The following is an 18,313-nucleotide window of genomic DNA, read 5'->3' as shown; positions in this document are numbered from 1 at the left end:
GGACCGGATCAAAGCCCATTTCCTAATCTGCTTCATATCGCTGCTGGTCTACCGTCTGTTAGAAAAGAAACTGGAAAAGAAATATACCTGCAGCGAGATTCTGGAAACGCTCAGAAAATTTCAATTTACAGATGTTGGCGGACAAGGATTCATGCCACTGTACAAAAGGACAAAGCTGACGGATGCGCTCCATAGTACCAGCGGGATTGAGACAGACTTTGAATTCATCACAAAGAGCAAAATGAAGGAGATCCAGAAGAAAAGCAAACTTAGATAAGCTGCCAATTGAGATGGGACAGCGCTGGTACAAGAATTTAACTGCAAATGGCTAGAAACCAGGAAAATACCAAACTTTAAAACGAAGCAACACCGCTGTGAAACCCGCATAGAATCGGACTTTCAGCGGTGTTTTATTTTGTTTGACTGTCAAAGACGGGATTTTAACACGAGCCATGTCTGTTGTAAATTCCGGATTTTCAGTTCTCTTACTTCGCGCCCAGCGCCGCCATGGTAATATAGTTGTAAGGTTTATTAAAGTGGGGAAGGAAAAATGCATCAAACAGCTTCAGCTTATCGATGGTCACCTGCTCTTCAATCGCCATCGAGAATAAGTGGATAACCATGGAAATATCGTAGTCGGAACTGAGCTGTGCGCCCAGGATCACCCTCGTGTTCTTATCATAAACAATGCGCAGCTTCACCTTATAATTTCCATTTTCCATGAACTCTGCCTTCTGCCAGTCCTCAAAATCTGTCACAAGCGCATCAATTCCCAGCTTTTCGGCTTTGGCCAGGCTGATTCCCGTGCTCACCATGTTAAGCCCCCAGATGCTGATGCCGTTGGAGCCCTGGACACCCACGGATTCCAGCTTCGTACCGCAGGCATTGTGAGCCGCAATAATCCCGGAGCGGACTGCGTTTGTAGCCAGCGCAATATAGTCCGTAGCCTGAATGGCATTATTGTAAACCGTTGCACAGTCGCCAACCGCATAGACTCCCGGAACGCTTGTCTCCTGACACAAATCCGTTAAAAACGCACCATTCCGGAACAGCTTAATCCGGTCTCCGCCCAGTGCGGTATTGGGTTTAAAGCCGATTCCAAACACTACCATGTCGGCATCATAGCTTCCCTTATCCGTAATCACCTTCTGTACGCGAACGGAACCCTCCAGCTTTTTCACGGTCTCTCCAAAAGCCAGGGTAACTCCGTGCTCTTTTAAATGATCCGCCATCTGATCGGAGAATTCTCTGTCATAATAGCCTGCAAGGCAGGTATCCGCACAGTCGATCAGCACCACTTCTCTGCCGTTTCTCTTAAATGCCTCTGCCAGCTCCACACCGATATAACCGGCGCCGACCACTGCGACCCGCTTTACGCTTTCATCCTTCAGGCGTTCGATCACATCCTGAGCATTCTGGAACAGCTTTACAAACTGCACATTTTCCAGATCCATCCCCTCGATGGCCGGACGAATCGGAAGCGAACCGGTTGCCAGAATCAGTTTGTCGAAGTGCTGCTCATACGTATTCCCCTCGCGGTCGGATGCATAGACGATCTTTTTGTCGTAATCGACAGAAGTCACCGGTGTCTCCATGTATATTTTGGCGCCCTTTGCCTCAAAGGCCGCCTTGTCGGAGTAAAACAGTCCTTCCGGTCCCGATATCTGTCTGCCGATCCAGAGCGCCATCCCGCAGCCCAGGAAGCTGATGTTGCTGTTGGAATCAAAGGCGATTACCTCTTTATCCTTATAATTATCCAGGATGGTGTTAAGCGCCGCCGTTCCAGCATGATTTGCCCCGATTACTACAATAGTTTCTTTCATGTGAATATCCTCCTATCATGATTTGGCTGAGTAAATCCCAGTTCTTAAAATATGCTGCAGATAACTAGAGTATTTCCAAGATGGTCTCATTATATCACACTGTTAAACTAATAACAATAACTATTATTAAAAAATTAATAATTTTTTCACAATCCATGACAGGCTCCTATTATCCTTAATTAAGCGGACAGGTCCGCGTCTTCGGCCGGCGGCTGGCCATGAACGCAAAATGAGAGTATCCAAGCGCCGGCTGCCGCTAAATTGGGCTATCGCGCTTGGATACTCTCATTTCAATTTGACGTTCAGGTGCCAGACTTGTCCTGGCTGGCCGGAATCAGCCCGAAATATTCCAGTATACATTTCAGCTGGGGATTCCAGAAGCCCCAATTGTGACTGCCGTCGCATTCACAGTAATGGTAATCCAGCTCCGGGCACTCCGTTTCCATAAACTGCTTAAATTCCACATTCAGGCCGTATAGCGGATCCTGTTTTCCACAGCTGTGATAGATCTTCAGCCCGCTTCCTGCGGACGATGCCGCCTGCTTTGCCAGATACTCCAGATCCTCCTTGGACCCCTTATACTCCGCCTCGTCACCGAAAATCCGGTACACATTGTCCATAAAGTCCGGAACAGAGAACATCGGTCCCGCCGCCTTCATGGCTCCAAACGGGCTGTTGGCCGCCGACATTGCAGCCACTCCGGCATACTGTTCCGGGCAGGACAGCGCCGCCTTCAGCGCGCCATAGCCGCCCATGGACAAGCCTCCGATGTAGGTGTCCTCCCTCCTGGCAGATGCCGGGAAGAAATTGCCCACAATGACAGGAAGCTCCTTTGTAATGTAATCAAAATACAGATGGCCGTACCTGCCGTTTGTGTAAAAGCTTCTGTGTGCCGACGGCATGACAACGATGAGATCGTGATCCCTGACCAGCAGCTCTAAATCACTCTTTCTGATCCATGCGGTGTTGTCGTCCGCATGACCGTGCAGCAGGTAGAGCACGGGATACTTTTTGTCAGGAGCCGCCTCCGGCTTTCTCCCTCTTTTTTCGGGAAGAAGAACGGTCAGAGGGGAATCCATACCGAGATAATATGAGTAAAAATCTACATTTAAAAGTGCCATATGTATACTCCTTTCTAAATCTTATGCCCAGATAAAGCTGATGGCATATAAGACAATAAATGACAGGATGGAGCAGAAGCCTCCATACAGGGTCCAGGATTTAAACGCCGTCTTTAAATCAATTCCCATATACTCTTTTGTCAGCCAGAAACCGGAATCGTTGACATGGGAGAAGCTGGTCGCTCCGAACATGGCAGACATACCGATACAGGCCAGATACATCGGAGAGTAGGTGGATATCTGAGGAAATGAAGCAACAATTCCCAAAGTCATCGTCAGCGCTACCGTGGTGGAGCCCACGCCGATTCTCATCAGTGTGGAAATAATATAAGCCACAAGAATGATGGAGAGATTGGCATTCTGCAGGGCATTGCCGATTAACGTACCCATTCCGGAATAGTCCAGAACGTAGCGCAGCACTCCGCCGGCCGAGGTAACCAGGACAATCATGGCTACAGGCTGAAGGGATTTCGCAAGAACGGATTCCACCGTCTCCATGGTAATTCCCTTGCGCACACATAAGAATATGATTCCTGCCACATTGGCAATGATCAGCGCAAGATAAGGCTGACCGATAAACACACAGAAATCCAGAAAATTCTGCATGCCGGCGCTGTCCGCTGTCATCATACCTGCCGACGCACTGACCAGAATCAAAAGAATCGGCAGAAGCACAATGGAGATAACCAGACCAAAGGAGGGCCCGCCCGCAGCGCCTTCTTTCTTCTCAGGAGCCAACACTGCATTTTCGGGAACCGGAACATAAAGCCTCTTTGCAAATGGTACCGCTACCGCATAACTGATCAGATATTTCGGGATAACAAGCACGAGAGCCAGGATAGTGACCGTTCCCAGGTCTACAGGGAGACTTCCCGTGATCAGCATGGGAGCCGGTGTCGGAGGAATGGCGGATCCGATGCCGAGACCTGCAGTCATTGGAAGCACATAATACAGTAAAGATTTATTTGTCTTTTTGGCTATGGAGTAAACAATCGGCATAAGAATGATGAAAGCCGGATCGAAGAACACCGGAATACCGATGATAACGCCTGCAAGCCCCAGGGCAAACGCAGAATTCTTTTCGCCGAATACCTTGACCAGCTTGTCAGCAATCGCCTGCGCCGCACCGCTTACCTCCAGGATTCCTCCAAACATGGAACCGAGTCCGACGATCAGCGCGATCCCCTTTAACGTGTTGCCCATGCCGTCTGTAACCGCCTGAGTGACAAGCGAAAACGGCATTCCGCTTCCGACTCCGATGATGACTCCCGCGATAAGAACCGAAAGAAGCGCATGAAGCCTCAGCTTAATAATCAGGAACAAAAGCACCACAAACCCTACCAGTGTGGCAGTTATCAACTGCGCCGGATTAGCTACATAATCCATAATAAAAATACCTCCCTGTTTCATTTTTTCATCTCTTCATAATACGTATGATGTCTTTTCTCCTATAAATTATCATTACTGCCGATATATGTCAAGTATTATTCCTATATTTTCATCTTTTGCACAAATACAGCAATACCGTTTTGTGCAATTTTGCCCAATATACGTATGATCTATTTCGATCTTGTGTTTTTTATGACATCTGTACGCCCCCAATTGCCTTTTGCTTCATTTTCCGTGTCCATCTGGTGACAAACGACCGGCAATGTGTTAAAATAAATTCAATTCAGCAGGGAGGTAGAAAGCTTGAACAGTTTAGAGTTTTATAACGGGAAACCGCTGGCGGAGCAGGTCGCCGATTACATTTTAAACTATATTATTGATAACAGTCTGGAAGTAGGAGCCAAGATTCCCAATGAATTTGAGCTCGGCAAGATGATAAACGTCAGTCGTACGACCATTCGCGAGGCTATCAAGATCCTGGTATCCCGGCAGATCCTGGAGATCCGGCGCGGAGCCGGCACCTTTGTCTCCGAGAGGCAGGGGATCACCGACGATCCGCTTGGCCTTACCTTTGTAAAAGACAAGACCAAGCTGGCGCTGGATTTAGTCAGCGTACGTCTGATGTTAGAACCGGAGATCGCCATGATGGCGGCAGACCACGCGACGCCGGAACAGATCGAGGAGATGAGGCTCCAGTGCAGCCAGATCGAAGAACTGATCCAATCCGGCCGGGATCATATGGAAGCAGACATCCGCCTTCATACACTGATTGCCTCCTGCAGCGGCAACAGCGTGGTGGAAAAGCTGGTTCCGGTCATCAACTCTTCCATCGCCGTATTTGTCGATGTCACCAACCGGGCGCTGGGCCAGGAAACCATCGAGACCCACCGCGAGATCGTAAACTGCATCGCAGAGCGCGACGCGGAAGGCGCTAAATGCGCGATGTACATGCATTTAATCTATAACCGGAGAGTCTTCCGGCAGCTTGAGAAAGAGGAGAAGACACTCCGTTAGAGCTGCAATGTGCGGCGAACCGCAGCTCCGGGCAGGGGCACCTGATATATTTTTCCAATGGCTTGTTGACTTTGCGCTGTGAGTATGGTATTTTGTACTTATAAAATACATCATACGTATTATGCCTTTGTTCGAAAAATATAAAATCAGGAGGAACCGCAATGAAACTGAAAAGTCAGGAAGTCCGTGCGCTGGCGCCGGAGATGGATCCGCTGCGCATGGGAATGGGCTGGAAAGCAGAGGATCTGTCAAAGCCTCAGATTATAGTAGAAAGCACATTTGGAGACAGCCATCCGGGCAGCGCTCATTTATTAGGGCTCGTAGAAGAGTCTGTGAAAGGAATTAATCACAGCGGAGGCAAGGGAGCGCGGTATTTTGCCACGGACATCTGCGACGGCATGGCTCAGGGCCACGACGGAATCAACTACTCTCTCGCCTCCCGCGACACCATATGCAGCATGATCGAAATTCACGCAAACGCCACCACCTTCGACGCCGGTGTTTTTATTGCCAGCTGCGACAAAGCAGTTCCGGCTCATTTAATGGCAATCGGCAGACTGAAGATTCCGTCAATCGTCGTGACCGGAGGCGTCATGGATGCCGGCCCCGATCTCCTCACCCTGGAACAGATCGGAATGTACAGCGCCAAATGCCAGAGAGGCGAAATCACAGAGGAACAGCTGACCTGGTACAAACAGCACGCCTGTCCTTCCTGCGGCGCCTGCTCTTTTATGGGAACGGCTTCCACCATGCAGATTATGGCGGAGGCGCTGGGACTGATGCTTCCGGGCACCGCCCTGATGCCGGCCACCTGCGAAGATTTGAAGAAGGCGGCCTATGACGCCGGAGTACAGTCGGTAAAGCTGGCGCAGACGGGGCTGAAATCCACCGATATTGTAACGATGAAGTCCTTTGAAAATGCCATCATGGTGCACGCTGCCATATCCGGATCCAGCAATTCCCTGCTTCACATTCCGGCCGCAGCCCATGAGTTCGGTTATGAACTCGATGCGGACTATTTCGACCGTATGCACCGGAATGCCCACTATCTGCTGGACATCCGGCCCGCAGGCAAATGGCCGGCCCAGTATTTCTATTACGCCGGCGGGGTTCCCAGAATTATGGAAGAGATTAAGAGCATGCTTCATCTCGACGTCTTAACCGTCACCGGCAAGACGCTGGGAGAGAATCTGGAAGACTTAAAGAGCAGCGGTTACTATGAGAAATGTGATGAATATCTGGCAAAGGCCGGCCGGAAATGCACCGACATTATTCGAAGCTTCCAGACTCCCATCGGAGACAACGGCACCATCGCAGTTCTTCGCGGCAATCTGGCTCCCGAGGGCGCAGAGGTGAAGCATTCCGCCGTTCCAAAGGAAATGTTCCAGGCTGTGTTAAAGGCGAAGCCCTTCGACTGTGAGGAAGAAGCCATTGCAGCCGTATTAAACAAAACCATCCGGCCCGGCGACGCCGTTATCATCCGCTATGAAGGGCCAAAGGGAAGCGGTATGCCGGAGATGTTCTACACCACGGAGGCCATCTCCTCCGATGAGGAGCTGTCGAAGAGCATTGCCCTCATCACTGACGGACGTTTTTCCGGTGCTTCCAAAGGGCCTGCCATCGGCCATGTATCGCCCGAAGCCGCAGACGGCGGACCGATCGCCCTGATTGAAGAGGATGACTTAATAGAAATCGATATTCCCGCGAGAATTCTGCGGATTGTCGGAGTCCGGGGAGAGAGAAAAACAGCGGACGAAATCGACGCCATACTGGCCGGGCGCCGGAAGAACTGGACGCCGAAGCCTGCAAAGTATACCTCCGGCGTGCTGAAGATCTTCTCTGAACATGCCGTATCGCCGATGAAGGGCGGATATATGGAATAAAAGACAGGAAAACCGGGTGCCTCATAAATTTGAGGTTCTTTCTCGGCTCTGGGTGTGGGGCCGTGCCGAAGGGCTTGATATCCCAGTGTGCCGCCATCTGGATACGAACCGCAAAAATGAACGTGACTGGCGAACACATGGGCTTTGTGTCCGACAGTCACGTTCATTTCTGTGGTGAGTAGGAAGCCAGGCGGACACGGGATATCAAGCCCTTCGGCACGGCCCCACACCCAGAGCCGAGGAAGAACCGAATTTGAGATACCCGGTTTTCCTGTCTTTTTCTAATGGTTCATCCTCTCATCAATCGCCCGGTTCACCTTTTCCCTCAGGCGCAGCAGATATTCGGCTTCTTTCGGATACTTCTTAAACGTAATCCGATACTCCAGCCCCTCATGAATCAGGCGCTCTGTGTAATCCCGGCCGGCCAGTTCCTCCAGCCTTTCCAATGCCCTTAAATCATACATTGCCTCTGTAAGAACCATAAAGCGCAGCGAGTCATGGGGAGTCCCGTCTTCCGACGGATAGACGACAAACGGATCCCCCGACGGAAAGCCGCCGCCTGCATCTGTGACCAGATACGGATTAACCGCCGATACGGAATGCTGGGAGTTATAAAAATTATATCCCCAGTGAAGGAATCCCTTTATGTGGTACAAATACAGCTGAACTCCCAGAATCCTGTTTCTGGCGGAAGGCATGGCCATAAACTGATTGCTCACCTCGTATCCCTGAACGCAGCAGTAATACGTCCAGAGATCTTTAACTCCGGCTTCAAGAAACGGTTCCAGGCAGTCACTGCAGACAATGGGGTGTTCCACCACCCCCGCCTGGTAGATGAAAAAGCTGCTCAGGGCGTCAATTACGCGGCAGTCGGCCAGCAAGGACCGGATACTCTCCTTCGCCGCGCGGTAGCTTTCCATCTGTTCCCCGTGAGGTTCATCGGAAATATGAAAATACGTCTGTTCAAACATGTCCTCTTCCTTAAGAACGCGTTTCAGCTCCGGCAGAAAAGCGCTTAAGAATCCGCGATATGCCTCCCCCGCCGCCTCTGTATCCCAGCCAAAGATCTGTCTTTCTTCCCCGTCCACGAGGGCGATCACTTTGGGGGCATGCTTGGCACCCCACTGGGTAAACAGATGGGAAATTTCCAGATATTTGATCCCATTTCTCCTGCACACGGCAATGAAACGGCGCAGAAGCGAAAAATCAAAGGTATAACCGCTTTCCTCTTTCTTGACGCCCACCAGCTGTACTGTGGTCCTCTCGCCGCCCACCTTCGTATCCAGAGGCGGGGTAAAGACCGGAGTTAAAAGCATGTTCACCCCATGCTCCGCCGCCGTATGGATGAACCGCTCCAGAATCTCCCAGTGCGTTTCTGAAAATGGTTTCACCCTGTAATAATCCGCCAGGCAGTCCGCGTGCAGCCATTCCGTGTAGATCAGCCGCTGCTCCGGCAGAACGCTGCGAACCACCTTAAGCGTAACAGTCTCAGACCAGAGAAGCTCCGTCCCTCTTTTTACAGCCACAGTGACCGGATAAGAGCCACCGCACATTTCCGGAGTGACCGAAAGATCGATCCACGCGGCTCTCCACTGGGAGGCGTAGGGCCTCAGAATCCCTCCCTGCACCGGCGTCAGAAGGTCCGGACAGAGGCACGGATCCGTGAATAAATAATTGTCATCCAGCTGTTCCCGATACGCTGCCAGCGCAGCCGGTACCAGGTCAACCCTTCTCATACGGATGCGGTCTGCCACAGCCGAGTCAAAGGTAACCGTAATCTCCTGTTCGTTCAGTTCGCAGCCATCGTACTCCATATAATAAGCCAGCTGCAGGGAAATCCGCTCTCCGCCCAGAGCGCTGATCGTTTTGCAAAGACGCCGTTTGGGCCGTCTGCCCGGAAACACCTTTTCCAGGCTGTCTGTCAGTATAAATTCGTAATTCTCCATAGATTTTCCTTTCTCAGCCCTTCACGCCGCTCAGGGCAATTCCTTCTACAAACTCCTTCTGAAGGAAGATATACAGAATAAAGGGCGGCATAAATGTCAGGGTGGCCCCCGCCATGACCAGGCCGTAATTCGTTGCATAATTCCCCTGAAGGGAAGCCAGCGCCAGCGTCAGGGTACTCCGGTTCGTATTCGTAATGGCAATTAACGGCCACACAAAGTCATTCCAGGTGGTGATAAATGTAAACACGGTCAGCGATACCAGAACCGGTTTGATGAGCGGAACGACGATGGAGTAAAAGATCCGGAATTCTCTGCAGCCGTCGATCCGCGCGGCTTCAATGAGGTCATCCGGCACGCTGGTGATAAACTGCCGGATCAGGAACACGCCAAAGGCATTGACCACCGGAAGCGCCAGAATTAAATAGGTGTTAAGCAGATGGAGCTTCTGTGCAATCCGGAATAACGGGATTAAGATTACCTGGGAGGGCACCATGAGAGTGGCCAGATAGACGGCAAAGAGAAGCTCACTTCCCACAAATTTCTTTTTTTCAAAACCATAGGCAGCCGCAGAGGAGATCACCGCATTGAGAACGCAGGCAATGACCACGACAGACACACTGTTGTATAAATATTTTCCAAATTCAAAATTTTTGAAAATGGTCGAATAGTTTCTAAGATTTAGTCCCGACAGCCCCAGATTCAGTTCCATCGAATACGTCTGACGCATGGATGTCAGTATCATATATACGAACGGGAACAAGGCAGCCAGTGCAAGCACTGCAAGGAGAACCGTCTCGGCCCAGAGGACAGGCTGTATTTTCTTTTCCATTTTTACTCTCCTCCTTTTCCACTGAACACCTTCTTCTGAAGGATCGAGATCAGAATGACAATCAGGAACAGAACAAACGCCATGGCGCTGGCATACCCCATCTTATACTGCTTAAATCCGGACTGATAGATGGACATAACCATGGTGATCGTCGCCGTTCCGGGACCGCCTCCGGTCATGGTGTAAACCAGGTCGAACACCTGGAAGGACCAGATGGTCCCCAGCGTTACCACCAGGTACGTAATCGGCTTCAGCGCCGGGACCGTAATATAGAAAAACTGCTGAAGGGAAGACGCGCCGTCCACTTTTGCGGCCTCGTAATGACTCCTCGGCACATCCATAAGCCCTGCATAATAGATAACCAGGAAGTAACCTACATTTTTCCAGATCGCCACAATACTGACACTGATCAGCGCCAGATTATATCTTCCCAGCCAGTTTACCTTTCCAATCCCCACAAGGGCCAGAATGTTATTGATGATTCCTCCTTCTGTGGCAAGCATGAACTTCCAGACCGTGCCGACCAGAACCATGGATGAGATGACCGGGATAAACAGGGTACTCTTAAAAAAGTTGCCGAGCTTCCCCCGGAACCGGGAGGCCAGCAGATTGGCAATCACCAGTGACAGTACGGTCTGTATCGGAACCGTAACAAGCGTATAGATTACCGTATTGCGGATTGCCGGACGGAAAAACGGATCGCCGGCCATGCTTTTATAATTATCCAGACCGATCCACACCGGCGGCTTCAGCACGCTGTATTCCGTAAAGCTGAAGTATCCGGTCATGCACAGCGGAATCAGAGAAAACAGCACCAGCAGCAGAAAGCTGGGCAGCACATATAAAAAACCATTGTTCTTTTTGATAAATTCCTGTATCCCCTTCAAACAGATGATCCCCTTTCTAAAACGATGCCGCGGAACATGTTCCTGGGAATGGTTCTGCGGCACCGTGACGTTTTTCTTTACTTACTTATTCTGCGACAGCGTATTATTCGCATAGTCAGCTGCATTTTTCAATGCCTCCTCAGGCGTCATCTGCCCAAGCATCATAAGCTGAAGGTTCTTGTATAAATTATCATAGACGGCTGCGGATCCCTGAACGGCGGGAAGCGTAATGAGAGCATCCTGATTGTCCTCATATACCGCTTTAAACGCCGGGTCGTCGTGGTACTCCTCATCCTTTGCTACAGGCGGAAATGCCGCCATCTCATGGAACTTTGTCATAGAGGGACCGCTCAGCATATATTTCACCATTTTCACCGCCAGGTCTTTGTTCTTGCTGGCGCTGATCAGCACCAGGGAATCGGCTGACGCAAATGTTCCCATTCTCTGATCTTTCAGTGAGGTGAAAAAGCCCCAGTCGATACCGGCCTCTTTAAATGCACTTCCCTGATTCGTGGGACTTACGACAAACGCCGTATTACCCGCCTTAAATTCTGCAAACACCTGATCCTCTGACATGGAGGTGATGGATTCCGGCATAATTCCATCCTTAAACCGTAAATCCGCCAGGAACTGGGCCGCCTTAACGCCTGCTTCACTGTCAAATGCCGCTTTTGTACCATCTTCGCTGAAGATTTCTCCGCCTGCCTGCCATAAATACGGGAAGAAGATGGAATTCATGGCACCCTTGGACTTGTCTCCCCACTGCTGAAGCATCGGAGTCTTGCCGATGGCCGCCACCTTCCGGCATGCGTCTTCAAATTCCTCCCACGTCTGAGGAACCGTTTCTACGCCGGCTTCTTTTAATATTGCCTTGTTATAGAACATCACACGGGCGCTTCCTACTACAATCGGCATGGCGTACTGTTTTCCGTCGATGACGCCTTTATCAAGATAGTAGTAATTATCCCTGTCTTCCGCCGTAAGATACTCATCGAACGGTGTGATGGCACCTGCTTTTATGTAGTCGTTGATCATTTCCATATACATATAGCCAACATCAGGCCCCTGCCCCGAGGAAATTCCGGTCAGATACTTTTCTTCGTAATTACTCCACGGAATAATCTCTATGGAAACCTGGGCGTTATTCTCCTCCTCAAACGGCTTTAAGATCTCTCCCCACACTTCCTTATCAAGGGACTCTTCCGTTCCAAACGGCGGCATCCAGAGCACCAGCTTCGTTTTCTCCCCTCCGGCTGTCTCCCCTCCCGCTTTCTGTTCAGCGGCATCACTGATACCGGTCTCCTTTGCGGTTCCTGTTGTCCCACTGCCGTCTCCGGCGGCCGTTCCTTCCTTCCCTCCGTTTGCTCCGCAGCCTGTGGCCAGCATCCCGGCCATCGCCCCTGCAAGCACAAGACTCAGACATTTCTTCATTCTCTTTTTCATTGTTTTTGCCTCCTTTTCCTATCTGTTTGGTGATGGCCTTATCATAGCATTGAAACCCCCGTCCTGTATATTTTCTATTTTTGTGCTGTTTTTCTAATTTGCAAATACATAATATTGATATTTCGAGGCACTGTGATATACATTTTTTTCACTGATTTTCAATTTTTTAGGTCAAAATCAAAAAAACTGATTAAAATATCACCATTTTAATCAGTTTTTTATGCATTATTTTTTCTTGTAACGGCCTGGAGTCGTGTTTTCAAACTGCTTAAACACCCGGATAAAGGCGGCGTCACTGGAAAATCCCACAGACAGCGCGATTTCCTTGATGTTCTCGTCCGTATTCACAATGAGGCGTTTGGCCTTTTCGATCCTCAGGCTGTTGATATACTGGGCGATGCCGATTCCGTATTTTTTCTTGAAGGTGGTAGATAAGTAGGTATTGCTCACTCCAAGCATATCGGAAATACTGTAAAGTCCGATCATGGGGTCTTCGAAGTTTAAATTAATATACTGCCTGGCCCGTTCCGCAATATTCTCCTTTTGATCCAGCTGACGCTTCTGCTGCCACCGGATCAGATACCCGAAGCCTTCATGGAGAAGCTTCAGCAGCTTCTGTCCATCCTTTGCCTCGGAAAGACTGCCGATGTACTCTTCCATGTGATACCCGGTACGGTCATCCGCATGGTGTTCCAGCGCCATCAGTACGGGATTGATCACCGCATATTTTTTCGCCCTGCTGGTGTAGACATTGCGGTCATTTCCAATATACTGGTTGAAAAGGAGATCCAGCAGGCGGTCGGCCTCCTCAAACTTCTCTTCCAGCATGGCCATCTCATACTCCGGCATGACGCTCACGTATACGTCATTCTCCTGTCTTCCCACCATCGTTTCATCGTAGAAGAACACGCGGCCCCTGTCATTCTCACAGAATTCGGCAACCATCTGGGCCTGATGGAAACTGGTTATGATATTGGACATGGAATCATAGATACCGCCCAGCATAATTCTGCATTCCACCAGGGAATGAAGACTGTTTAGAATTTCTGCCGCAATATCCCGCATCTCTGCCTTTCCGTATTCCGGTTCCATATGAAACAGAAGTGCCAGACTTCCGTCAAACTCGGCAGTTATGACTGCGATATCCTCTCTTCCCTTCAGCACACTGCGGATTCTCATGTCCGCGTCATGGATCTCTTCCTGACTGAATCCCATGGGATTCCGGATCAGCCCGACCTGAAACAGGGAGTATTCCATCTGGATTCCGAACTTCTGCATGGAAGCAAATATTACGGAATTATTGCGCTCCTCGCTGCTTAAAAGATTGCAGAGGAACAGCCCCTCGATGGCCTCCCTCTGTTCCTCCAGCTTCCGGGTGCTCTCCACATTGGTTTTCAGCATCTGGCTGATTCCGCTGTCAATCAGGTCGTAATCGTCCAGAAAACGTCCGCCCTCATCCGTCTTATTCGCCAGCTTGTCCAGTATGTCCTTAAGCGGCTTTGCATTGCGGCGTCCCAGAAGCACGAATAAGCCCGCGCCGAATATCATACACAGGCCGATGGACACATAGGCGATGTTCCGGATAAAGTAACCGGAATCCAGCAGCTTTCGCCGTTCTATTAAGGTGACGTATTGGATTCCGTAATAATCCGATTTCATAACGGAACCGTAATTGCCCTGCAGCTTAAATAATGGCTTTCCTCCGTTTTCCCGCATGCTTTCCTTCAGCTCTGCAGGAGAGATCCCCGACCCAAAGCTGGCATAGACAGAATCATCCCCGGCAACGACCGCCGTCATGGTATTCCCCATCCCCTCGTTTGCATTCCGGAGAATCGATTCCACCTCCGATTTGTTGATGAGGATCACCAAAACAGCCGATTTGTCACTGGATAAATCGTAGGGGAGCTGCCGGAACAGGCACAGTTCCAGGCTGCCGTCGCTCTGCGCCATGAAGCTGTAGCCGTCTCGCTTCTGACCGCCGGCAATCTCCAGCCACTCCTCATATCCGTCCAGCTTTAAATCATTTTTCAGCAGATAGTATTTCTCCGCTCCGAAGTTTCCCAGATCGCCTACTACATAGTTTAAATGAGGGTAATAGACGTAAATTTCCTTAATAAAGGTGTTGGAAAGCTTGTAATCATAGAGCTGGCGCGAAAACTGGATCAGAAAATCCTTATCGATCTCACTCAGTTCCTTTGATCGGCTCAGCTTCAGGTTCACAGCGTTCATCTGGAGCTGGGCAGCAAAGCTGTCGATGTCATTCAACCGTATATCAATGCTGGTCTGAAGCACGGAAGTCAGACCGTGGTTCAGCTCCTCGATCTCTCCGGAGAACTCTTTTACCATCCAGGTGGTGAGCGCCACCAGCATGCCGATCATTACGACGGATACGATGATAAAGGACCGCACCCACAGGTAGAGACTCTTGGTAATCTTTCCTTTTTTCATCCATTCATCCCATGCGCCTGACTACCGCGCGTTCTGGTTACGTCTCTCGATATCCATCACCTGATCCACGCGTCTCTGGTGCCTTCCGCCTTCGTATTTGGCATTCAGCCATTCTTCCGTAATCATTTTTGCCATCTCCACGCCGATGACTCTGGCGCCAAAGGCGAGGACGTTGGAGTCGTTGTGCATTCTGGAAAGCTTTGCTGTATACGGCTCACTGCAGACGCAGCAGCGGATTCCCTTTACCTTGTTGCAGGCCAGAGAGATGCCTACTCCGGTTCCGCAGATGGCGAGCCCTAAGTCCGCCTCTCCGCCGGCCACCGCGTTCCCCACTTTTTCACCGTAAACCGGGTAGTCGCAGCTCTCCGTGGAATTTGTGCCGTAATCGATTACTTCGTATCCCTTTTCCTCCAGAAATTTCTTCATCTCATTCTTCATTTCCAGTGCTGTATGATCATTTCCTATTGCGATTTTCATTGTATTCACTCCTGTTTCTGTCGATTGTCTGATTTATGATTTAGCTTCCTGTCTGCCAAAAAACGCCTGGATCCGGTCCAGTCTGGAGGTCATGGAGCAGAGCAGCAGATCCGCTGTCGTCAGCGCTGCCATAGCTTCCACCACGACCACCGCGCGCGGCACGATGATAGGGTCGTGACGGCCTTTGATCACAAGTTCCGTCTCCTCCAGCCCGCGTGTCACGCTTCTTTGCGGCTGTGCAATGGAGGGCGTGGGCTTGAAGGCTGCCCGCAGCACAACCCGGCTTCCGTCACTGATGCCTCCCAGGATTCCTCCCGCGTGATTCGTCTCCTTCTGTACCTTCCCGGACTCATCGACCCGGAAAGCGTCGTTGTTTTCCGATCCCACCGACTTTGCCGCCTGGAATCCGTCTCCGATCTCAAAGCCCTTTACGGCTCCGATCGACAGGATGGCCTTTGCCAGCGACGCGTCGTACTTTTCGAAAACCGGATCTCCGATTCCGGCCGGGAGTCCGTCGATCACACATTCCACCACGCCGCCGACCGAATTGCATTCCGCCATCATACGGTCTAAATACGCTTCCGCCAAAGCGGCGGTGCCTGCATCCGGCATATAGAGACGGTTTCTGTGCATCTCTTCCATATTAAACTGGCCAGGATCCGCCTCATACGGCCCTACCGCCTTCGTGTAGGCGCATACCGTGATGCCCAGACTCGCAAGCAGCTTTGCCGCAATGGCTCCCGCAGCCACACGGCCGATGGTCTCCCGGCCGGAGGAACGGCCGCCGCCCCGGTAATCCCGGAATCCATACTTTTCATCGAAGGTGTAATCCGCATGGCCGGGACGGTAGACCTCCATGATGTTTCCGTAATCCCTCGATCTCTGGTCCGTGTTCATCACCGCCATGGAAATCGGGGTCCCCGTTGTCCTTCCCTCAAAGACACCGGAAAGAATTTCCACCCGGTCCGCCTCCTGGCGTTTGGTCGTAAAGCGGCTCTGCCCCGGTTTTCTGCGGTCTAAGTACGCCTGAATGTCTTCCTCCGTAAGCGGAAGTCCCGCCGGGCAGCCGTCCACCACGACACCGATCCCCTTTCCATGCGATTCTCCCCAGGTTGTTATCTTAAATATGGTCCCCAGTGTTGATCCTGCCATGTATGATTTCTCCTTATCTCAGTTCTCAAAACCGGGGCCCTCGTCCATCATGCAGACGAACGGGTCCCCGGCTTTTAAATACCATTTTCTGCAATTAGTCGCTGACCTTTACAATCACGCAGCTGTTGGGTTCATTGACTCTGATTTCCTTGCCGTTCATGATCAGCAGACCCTTCTTGTAGTCTACGGAGAAGAATGTGATGCTGCCGTTCTCATGGTTAATCGATGCGATGTGCCTGTCATCCGGGAATACGCAGATGTCTTTCGGATAACTGCCGCTGATGGGCAGACAGCAGATATAATCCAGCAGGCCGGTCTTCGGATCGCGGTCGTAGACGGTTATCGTGTTATCGCCGGCATTGCCGCAGAACATGTGCTTCTCATCGGTAGAAAAACGCAGGGAACTGGCGGCGGTCAGCTGGGACAACGCCTTCGGCCCGGTCGTGGAGATGGTCTGTATCTTCTCAATCTTCGGCTGGCGCTCGCCTGTCTCATAGGTGTAAACGTCGATCACGTTTTTTAGCTCATATAAAAGGTAGAAAAATCTTCCATCCGAGCTGAAACGGAAGCATCTCGGAGCAGATTCCCGCTCGCAGCGAAGCGCATCCACCAGTATCAGCTTCTCCTCTTTTTCATCGAACCGGTAAATCTTTACCTGATCGATCCCCAGATCCGCCACCATGACAAATCTGCCATCCGGCGTTCTCCTCGTACAGCTTACATGCGGACGGAAGTTTCTCTCCGCCACGCTGCCCAGTCCCTTGTGGAACACTCCGTCTACGATATCTCCCACCGTTCCATCCGGGTTCAGCCGCAGTACGGTGGACTTCCCGTCGTGATATCCGGATACAAATATATACTTGTCCTCTGCGTCCGTAGACAGATGGCAGCCCCTCATCCCCTTAATGTTGGCGGAATTGAGTCTTGTAATCGCCCCGTTCTCATGAATCCTGAATGATACGACGCCTTCGTCCGCGATAGAGTACAGGGTCTTTCCGTCATTCGATGCTATTAAATAGGAAGAATTGTCCACTTCCACCTCGCATCTCGGTATAAAACGGCCTTTGGCCACGTCCACATCGTACACCGTAATCCCTTTTGCCTGGCCGTTGTAGGAGTAGGAACCTACGTATGCCATATACTTTCCTTTCATATTCGCGTCCTCCTGGATTGTTCCTTGTATAAACTAAAAATATCATATCATAAAAAAGTATATTTGTTAAGGAGAAACTATTGACATACGGATAAAATCGGGTATAATGTATTTTGCCGTGTGTTTATTATTACTAAACTTTTTAATTATTATTATCATCAGTTAGTATAACTAAACTCCAGGCTTATATTTATTAAAAGGAGGAGCGTATGGATATCGGTGCGAAATTAAAAGAACTGCGGATCTTAAAAGGCCTAACCCAGGAAGAGCTGGCAGACCGTGCGGAGCTGTCAAAGGGATTCATTTCCCAGCTGGAAAGGGACTTAACTTCCCCCTCCATCGCGACTCTCATGGACATCCTGCAGTGTCTTGGGACCTCCATCGGAGAGTTCTTTAACGAGACTCCGGAGGAACAGATCGTCTTCGGGAAAACGGATTACTTTGAAAAGCACGATCAGGAATTGAAAAATGAGATCAAATGGATCATTCCCAACGCGCAGAAAAATATGATGGAGCCTATTCTCCTGACACTGGAGCCGGGCGGGGAAACCTACCCCGACAATCCCCATGAGGGAGAAGAGTTCGGCTACGTCCTGCAGGGCAACATTTCCATTCATATAGGAAGCAAGACATATAAAGCAAAAAAAGGGGAATCCTTTTACTTTGTTTCTGATAAAAAACACTATTTGAGCAGCAAGGCAGGCGCCGTCTTAATCTGGGTGAGCTCTCCGCCGAGCTTTTAATTTCA

14 protein-coding genes and 1 pseudogene are annotated in these 18,313 nt (G+C 50.4%); 4 read left to right on the top strand and 11 right to left on the bottom strand.

Annotated elements, in window-relative coordinates; all coding sequences use genetic code 11:
* A pseudogene (locus tag NE473_RS24390) lies at window positions 1-277 on the top strand (IS1634 family transposase); the annotation flags it as partial.
* A 208-nt stretch (window positions 278-485) separates the two neighbouring features.
* Here NE473_RS24390 and nox read toward each other — a convergent pair.
* The 3 genes from nox to NE473_RS24375 all read right to left on the bottom strand — a co-directional run bounded on the left by nox (window position 486) and on the right by NE473_RS24375 (window position 4,330).
* The gene (nox, locus tag NE473_RS24385; RefSeq protein ID WP_006771004.1) at window positions 486-1,823 is read right to left on the bottom strand and encodes a H2O-forming NADH oxidase; all 1,338 of its coding nucleotides are present in this window, start codon (window positions 1,821-1,823) and stop codon (window positions 486-488) included.
* Between the two features lie 302 nt (window positions 1,824-2,125).
* Window positions 2,126-2,944, bottom strand: a complete 819-nt coding sequence (locus NE473_RS24380; protein ID WP_006771002.1) for an alpha/beta hydrolase — start codon at window positions 2,942-2,944, stop codon at window positions 2,126-2,128.
* Window positions 2,945-2,965: 21 nt separating this feature from the next.
* Window positions 2,966-4,330, bottom strand: coding sequence for a GntP family permease (locus NE473_RS24375; RefSeq protein ID WP_055651301.1), 1,365 nt, complete (start codon window positions 4,328-4,330; stop codon window positions 2,966-2,968).
* A 306-nt stretch (window positions 4,331-4,636) separates the two neighbouring features.
* On the opposite strand from NE473_RS24375, the gene NE473_RS24370 reads away from it, so the two are divergent.
* Both NE473_RS24370 and ilvD read left to right on the top strand, forming a co-directional pair.
* On the top strand, window positions 4,637-5,347 hold the full coding sequence (locus NE473_RS24370; protein WP_006770999.1) for a FadR/GntR family transcriptional regulator: 711 nt from the start codon (window positions 4,637-4,639) through the stop codon (window positions 5,345-5,347).
* 161 nt (window positions 5,348-5,508) lie between these two features.
* The gene (gene ilvD, locus NE473_RS24365) at window positions 5,509-7,230 is read left to right on the top strand and encodes a dihydroxy-acid dehydratase (RefSeq protein WP_055651260.1); all 1,722 of its coding nucleotides are present in this window, start codon (window positions 5,509-5,511) and stop codon (window positions 7,228-7,230) included.
* 281 nt (window positions 7,231-7,511) lie between these two features.
* Here the strand turns inward: ilvD and NE473_RS24360 are convergent, their stop codons facing one another.
* From NE473_RS24360 to NE473_RS24325, 8 genes are all read right to left on the bottom strand, one after another.
* Complete coding sequence (locus NE473_RS24360; protein ID WP_055651261.1) at window positions 7,512-9,176, bottom strand: DUF4091 domain-containing protein; 1,665 nt, start codon at window positions 9,174-9,176, stop codon at window positions 7,512-7,514.
* A 13-nt stretch (window positions 9,177-9,189) separates the two neighbouring features.
* Window positions 9,190-10,005, bottom strand: a complete 816-nt coding sequence (locus NE473_RS24355) for a carbohydrate ABC transporter permease (RefSeq protein ID WP_006770996.1) — start codon at window positions 10,003-10,005, stop codon at window positions 9,190-9,192.
* A 2-nt stretch (window positions 10,006-10,007) separates the two neighbouring features.
* A complete protein-coding gene (locus NE473_RS24350) occupies window positions 10,008-10,892 on the bottom strand; it encodes a carbohydrate ABC transporter permease (protein ID WP_022031291.1) in 885 nt (294 codons plus the stop codon).
* Window positions 10,893-10,973: 81 nt separating this feature from the next.
* Window positions 10,974-12,335: an ABC transporter substrate-binding protein gene (locus tag NE473_RS24345; protein ID WP_055651262.1), complete on the bottom strand. Its 1,362-nt coding sequence runs from the start codon at window positions 12,333-12,335 to the stop codon at window positions 10,974-10,976.
* Between the two features lie 225 nt (window positions 12,336-12,560).
* A complete protein-coding gene (locus tag NE473_RS24340) occupies window positions 12,561-14,783 on the bottom strand; it encodes a helix-turn-helix domain-containing protein (RefSeq protein WP_055651263.1) in 2,223 nt (740 codons plus the stop codon).
* Window positions 14,784-14,804: 21 nt separating this feature from the next.
* Window positions 14,805-15,260, bottom strand: coding sequence for a ribose 5-phosphate isomerase B (gene rpiB / locus NE473_RS24335; protein ID WP_006770992.1), 456 nt, complete (start codon window positions 15,258-15,260; stop codon window positions 14,805-14,807).
* A 33-nt stretch (window positions 15,261-15,293) separates the two neighbouring features.
* Window positions 15,294-16,412 carry a chorismate synthase gene (gene aroC, locus NE473_RS24330; RefSeq protein ID WP_055651264.1) on the bottom strand — a complete coding sequence of 373 codons (1,119 nt, stop codon included), beginning with the start codon at window positions 16,410-16,412 and terminating at the stop codon, window positions 15,294-15,296.
* A 94-nt stretch (window positions 16,413-16,506) separates the two neighbouring features.
* Window positions 16,507-17,565: a lactonase family protein gene (locus NE473_RS24325; protein ID WP_055651265.1), complete on the bottom strand. Its 1,059-nt coding sequence runs from the start codon at window positions 17,563-17,565 to the stop codon at window positions 16,507-16,509.
* A gap of 209 nt (window positions 17,566-17,774) precedes the next feature.
* Here NE473_RS24325 and NE473_RS24320 point away from each other — a divergent pair, with 209 nt between their 5' ends.
* Window positions 17,775-18,308, top strand: coding sequence for a helix-turn-helix domain-containing protein (locus tag NE473_RS24320; protein ID WP_006770989.1), 534 nt, complete (start codon window positions 17,775-17,777; stop codon window positions 18,306-18,308).
* The last annotated feature ends 5 nt before the right edge of the window (window positions 18,309-18,313 follow it).

The organism is Hungatella sp. SL.1.14, from assembly GCF_024460495.1.
Lineage (GTDB): Bacteria > Bacillota > Clostridia > Lachnospirales > Lachnospiraceae > Hungatella > Hungatella hathewayi.
This window is presented reverse-complemented; position numbering and strand designations above follow the sequence as displayed.